Origin of the sequence: Streptomyces sp. URMC 126 (assembly GCF_051386555.1) — a bacterium.
Classification (GTDB): domain Bacteria; phylum Actinomycetota; class Actinomycetes; order Streptomycetales; family Streptomycetaceae; genus Streptomyces.
In genome coordinates, this window is record NZ_JBPQTX010000462.1 from 1 (window position 1) to 4,107 (window position 4,107).

Below are 4,107 nucleotides of genomic sequence, written 5' to 3' on the forward strand. Positions count from 1 at the left end.
TAAGAGACAGCCAGTGGCCTCTCCCCGCCGGCCCCAGCGGCCACCCGCGCTCCACCCTTGACCAAGGCGTCACGGCGTGCAGCGCGTCATGATGGCCGGGACCGGCGGGGAGGAAACCGGCCGATCGGAAGGCCCGTTCGCGACCGGGACCGACGGCCGGTTCCACCTCGGCGGCCCGGCGGCCCGGTGGCCTTGCGGTCCGCCGGCCGTACGACATCCGGACACGAGTCCGATTGCTTTGTGCCATCCACCGGCGATCCGGCCCCGGCCCCGGCCGGGCGCGGTACACAGAACTGCCGGGTGGCGCGTCGCCGTCCCGTGGGACGACGGCCGGTGGTCAGGGGAGGGCGGGACGGTTGCTGAGGATCGATGTGACGTTGCTGCTCGTCGTCATCGTCGTCCTGCGGTTGAGGCGGCGTACGGAGGCCCGGAGCCGCAACGACGAGAAGCTGACCGTGGCGATCGTCCTGGTGCTGGGCGTCCTGATCGCCCCCACCCAGGCGGGCCGGGCGATCCACGACATGGTGGGGCAGTTGGCGGACAGCGTGACGCGGGCCGGCCGGTGAGCCCCCGCGCGAGCCGGGGCCGGACCGCCGCGACCAGGCGGCCGGCGGGACGACCGCAGGGGCGGCCGGTGGTGCGGTCGGTGGTGCGACGGCGTCGCCGGAGCGGGGGCGGGCGGCGGCGCCGGGCGGGCGACCGGCTGACCGGGCTCCTCGCGGCCGGGGCACTCGCCGCCGTGCTGTTGGCGGCCGTCGTCGAATGGCTGTCGGCCCACTGGTGGATCGTGGCCGTTCTCGCGGTCCTCGCGCTGCTCGCGGCCGGCGTCCGGTGGTACCGGTGGCGGGAGCGGGCGCGCTGGGAAGCGGTCCGCGCGCGGGGTCTGCGGTACGGCATGGCCGAACTGGACGCCCTGCATCACACCCGGTTCGAGGAGGCTGTACGCGACCTGATGCGCCGCGACGGCTACCGGGACGTGGTCCGCGTCGGGGGCCGTGGCGACCTGGGCGCCGACGTGAAGGCCACCGACCCCTACGGGCGGCGGTGGGTGGTCCAGTGCAAGCACCGGCGCGCCGGAGCGGCCGGTTCGGCCGTGGGCACCCCCGACCTCCAGGTCCTCAACGGGACCGCCCGTCCCGTTCACGGCGCGGACGTCGCGGTGATCGTGACGAACGGCCGCGTCAGCGGGCCGGCCGTCGCCTTCGCCCGGCAGCAGCGGTTGCACGTCGTGGACCGCGGGACGCTGGGGGTGTGGGCGTCCGGCTCGCGTCCCTTGTGGGAGCTGCTCACCGCCCTCCCGCCGGCGGGAGGGCCGTCCGGGCGCTCCTGACCGGCTGGCCGCCTGGCCGCTTCCTGGCCGTTCCGGCCGCTCCCGACCGTCCGGCCGCTTCGGGAATCCCGTCCTCGCCGCCGACGTTGCAGGAAAACGTGACCCTTACACGCATCCCCTTCTCCGTCCTCGACCGCTCCCGTACGCGGCGGGGGCGGGAGCCCGGTGAGGCGTTGCGGGACACCGTCCGGTTCGCGCGGGAGGTGGAGGCGCTCGGCTACCACCGGTTCTGGGTCTCGGAGCACCACAGCGTGCCCGGGGTGGCCGGATCCGCTCCCACCGTGCTGGCGAGCGCCGTCGCCGCCGCCACGTCGCGGATCCGCGTCGGCACCGGCGGGGTGATGCTGCCCAATCACCGGCCGATGGCCGTGGCCGAGCAGTTCGGGGTGCTGGAGTCGTTGTTCCCGGGGCGGATCGACCTGGGGGTCGGGCGGTCCGTCGGCTTCACGGACGGCATCCGGCGTGCGCTCGGGGCCGGGAAGGAGGCGGTCGGGGAGTTCGAGGAACGGCTCGCCGAGCTGGCCGAGTGGTTCGACGGCGGCGCCGCCGCGTACCCCCAGGTACACGCCCGCCCGGCCGAGGGGCTGCGGGTGCCGCTCTTCGTCCTCGCCAACGACACGGGGGCCGACATCGCGGCCCGCGCGGGCGCCGCCCTGGTGATCGGCGGGCTGCGCGGGGAGGACCGGCTGGTCGCGGCCGTCGAGCGGTACCGCAAGGCGTTCCGCCCGTCGGCCGCCGGGCGCGCCGAGCCGTACGTCGTCCTCGCCGGCGACATCGCCGTCGCGGCGACGGAGGACGAGGCCCGCCGGCTGCTCGTGCCGGAGGCGTGGGCGCTGGCCTACTCGCGCACCCACGGCGTCTTCCCGCCCCTGGAGCCGGCCGAGGAGATCGAGGCCCGCACGATGACCGACCGCGAGCGCGAGCACTTCGAGACCGCGCTGCGCGGGCCCGTCCACGGGGCGGAGGAGCAGGTCGCCCGCCGGCTGTCCGCGCTGGTGGAACGGACGGGCGCGGACGAGGTGTTGGTCACGACGAGCGGCTACGACCGTGTGGGGCTGCTGGACTCGTACCGGCGGCTGGCGGGGGTGGCGGGGCTGACTGGGCCTGTGGGGACGGCGGAGTTGACGGGGTCGGCGGCGTCGGCGGGCGGTGCCTGACCGGGTTCGGCCGCCGCGTCCGCCCCCGCTTCACCTCTCCCGCGGCCGCTCGTGCCTCAGCCGAACCTCACGCTGTGCGGAGCGGTGCCGCCGAAGCTCACCGACGTGTTCGGCGGCATCGTCACGCGTGAGCCCTCACAACCATGCTCGGCGAAGACCGTCGCCGTGGCGTTCGTGTGGTTGACCGCGCTCTTGGCGCCGGAGACCAACAGGAAGCACTCGCCGTTCGCCGGGTCGTGCAGCGTGAAGTCGTCCCCGTTGACGTTGACGTAGGTGAAGTTCCCGGTGGCCGCCTGGGCGCCGGCGGACGTTCCGCAGAACAGCGCGGCGGCGGTGCCGACGGCGACGGCCGCCCGGACGACGTTTCCTCGTGGCCGCATGACAGATCCCCGTCCCCCCGGATGTCCGCTGGGGCGTGGGCCCCTGGTGGTCACCAGGGTCGTACGGCCGGGCCGTTCCCTGAAGGGGCGGGGGCCGTTGCCACCCGAACGGATGACCGTGGAACCGGGAACGCGGGGGCCGTCCTTGACCTCAAGCGCGCTTGAGGGACCAGGATCATCTACGTGATCACCGAGATCGCCGAAGCCGCGGACATCACAGCGATCCACCGGACAGTGGCCGAGGTCGAGCGGGCGCAACGGGCCAAGGACGTCGAGGGGTTCCTCGCGCTGTTCCACCCCGAGGCGCTCTGGACGACCGCCCACGGCAAGGTCCTCATCGGCCTGGACGCCATCGCCGAGTTCACGCGCGCCGTCCTGCCCGCGGCGAGCCGGGACGGAGAGGTCACCTACGAGCCCGTGCACGTACAGTTCCTGCGGCCCGACGTGGCGGCGGTCAAGGTGCGGCAGGGCTGCCACGCGGCGGAGGGCGGTTCCGAAGGGGCGCCGCTGTACGTCCTGACCAAGGGGGACGACGGGCGCCGGCTGCCGCACGCCTGCCGGAACACGCGGGTGCACACAGGGGAGTAGCGCCCGTGTGCACCCGCGTGGCGCCCGGCGCGGTCGTCAGAGCGCCTGGGCCGCCGGGTTGACCAGGTCGCGGACGGTCTTGGACTTCACGAACTCGCCGATGGCCGTCATCTCCCACTCGCCCGAGTACTGGCGGATGAACTTGCACATCAGGACGCCCGTCTTGGACTCCGACCCGGTGAGGTCGAAGCGGACGAGCTCCTCGCCGGTCTGGCCGTCGAGCAGCCGGCAGTAGGCCTTGGCGACGTTGGTGAACTTCTGGCCGCTGTAGGAGCTGACGGTGAAGACCAGGCCCGTGACCTCCGGCGGCAGGCCGCCGAGGTGGACGGTGATCGTCTCGTCGTCGCCCGAGCCCGCGCCCGTCAGGTTGTCGCCGGAGTGCTGGACCGCGCCGCCCAGGATCATCAGCTTGCCGAAGTAGCAGGCGTCGATCATGTTCCGCTGGGGGCCGTAGGCGATGACGGAGGCGTCCAGGTCGATGGACCGGCCGCCGAACGCGGGCTCCCAGCCGAGACCCATCCGGACCGACTGCGTCAGCGGCCGGCCGCCCTTGACCAGGGAGACGGTCTGGTTCTTCTGGAGGCTCACCCGGCCCTTGTCCAGATTGATCTTGCCCGCGCCGGGGGCGGGGGGCGCCGGCGGGGGCAAGATC

6 protein-coding genes are annotated in these 4,107 nt (G+C 74.0%); 4 read left to right on the top strand and 2 right to left on the bottom strand.

What is annotated here, in order from left to right:
• Positions 1-356: 356 nt before the first annotated feature.
• From ACSNOK_RS31315 to ACSNOK_RS31325, 3 genes are all read left to right on the top strand, one after another.
• Complete coding sequence (locus ACSNOK_RS31315; protein WP_436784178.1) at positions 357-566, top strand: hypothetical protein; 210 nt, start codon at positions 357-359, stop codon at positions 564-566.
• A gap of 83 nt (positions 567-649) precedes the next feature.
• Entirely contained in the window at positions 650-1,330 is a 681-nt protein-coding gene (locus ACSNOK_RS31320) for a restriction endonuclease (RefSeq protein ID WP_436784183.1), read from the top strand.
• A gap of 86 nt (positions 1,331-1,416) precedes the next feature.
• A complete protein-coding gene (locus ACSNOK_RS31325; RefSeq protein WP_436784179.1) occupies positions 1,417-2,487 on the top strand; it encodes an MsnO8 family LLM class oxidoreductase in 1,071 nt (356 codons plus the stop codon).
• Positions 2,488-2,543: 56 nt separating this feature from the next.
• On the opposite strand, the gene ACSNOK_RS31330 is transcribed toward ACSNOK_RS31325, so the two are convergent.
• The gene (locus tag ACSNOK_RS31330) at positions 2,544-2,867 is read right to left on the bottom strand and encodes a hypothetical protein (RefSeq protein WP_436784180.1); all 324 of its coding nucleotides are present in this window, start codon (positions 2,865-2,867) and stop codon (positions 2,544-2,546) included.
• Between the two features lie 183 nt (positions 2,868-3,050).
• Here ACSNOK_RS31330 and ACSNOK_RS31335 point away from each other — a divergent pair, with 183 nt between their 5' ends.
• Positions 3,051-3,455, top strand: a complete 405-nt coding sequence (locus ACSNOK_RS31335) for an SgcJ/EcaC family oxidoreductase (protein WP_436784181.1) — start codon at positions 3,051-3,053, stop codon at positions 3,453-3,455.
• Between the two features lie 36 nt (positions 3,456-3,491).
• Here ACSNOK_RS31335 and ACSNOK_RS31340 read toward each other — a convergent pair.
• Positions 3,492-4,107, bottom strand: a 616-nt coding sequence (locus ACSNOK_RS31340) for a TerD family protein (protein WP_436784182.1), incomplete at its 5' end; no start/stop codon positions are given.

Bases quoted from the DNA above. Each gene is read 5' to 3' on its own strand.
- ACSNOK_RS31330 (WP_436784180.1), bottom strand. From the start codon at position 2,867: ATGCGGCCACGAGGAAACGTCGTCCGGGCGGCCGTCGCCGTCGGCACC.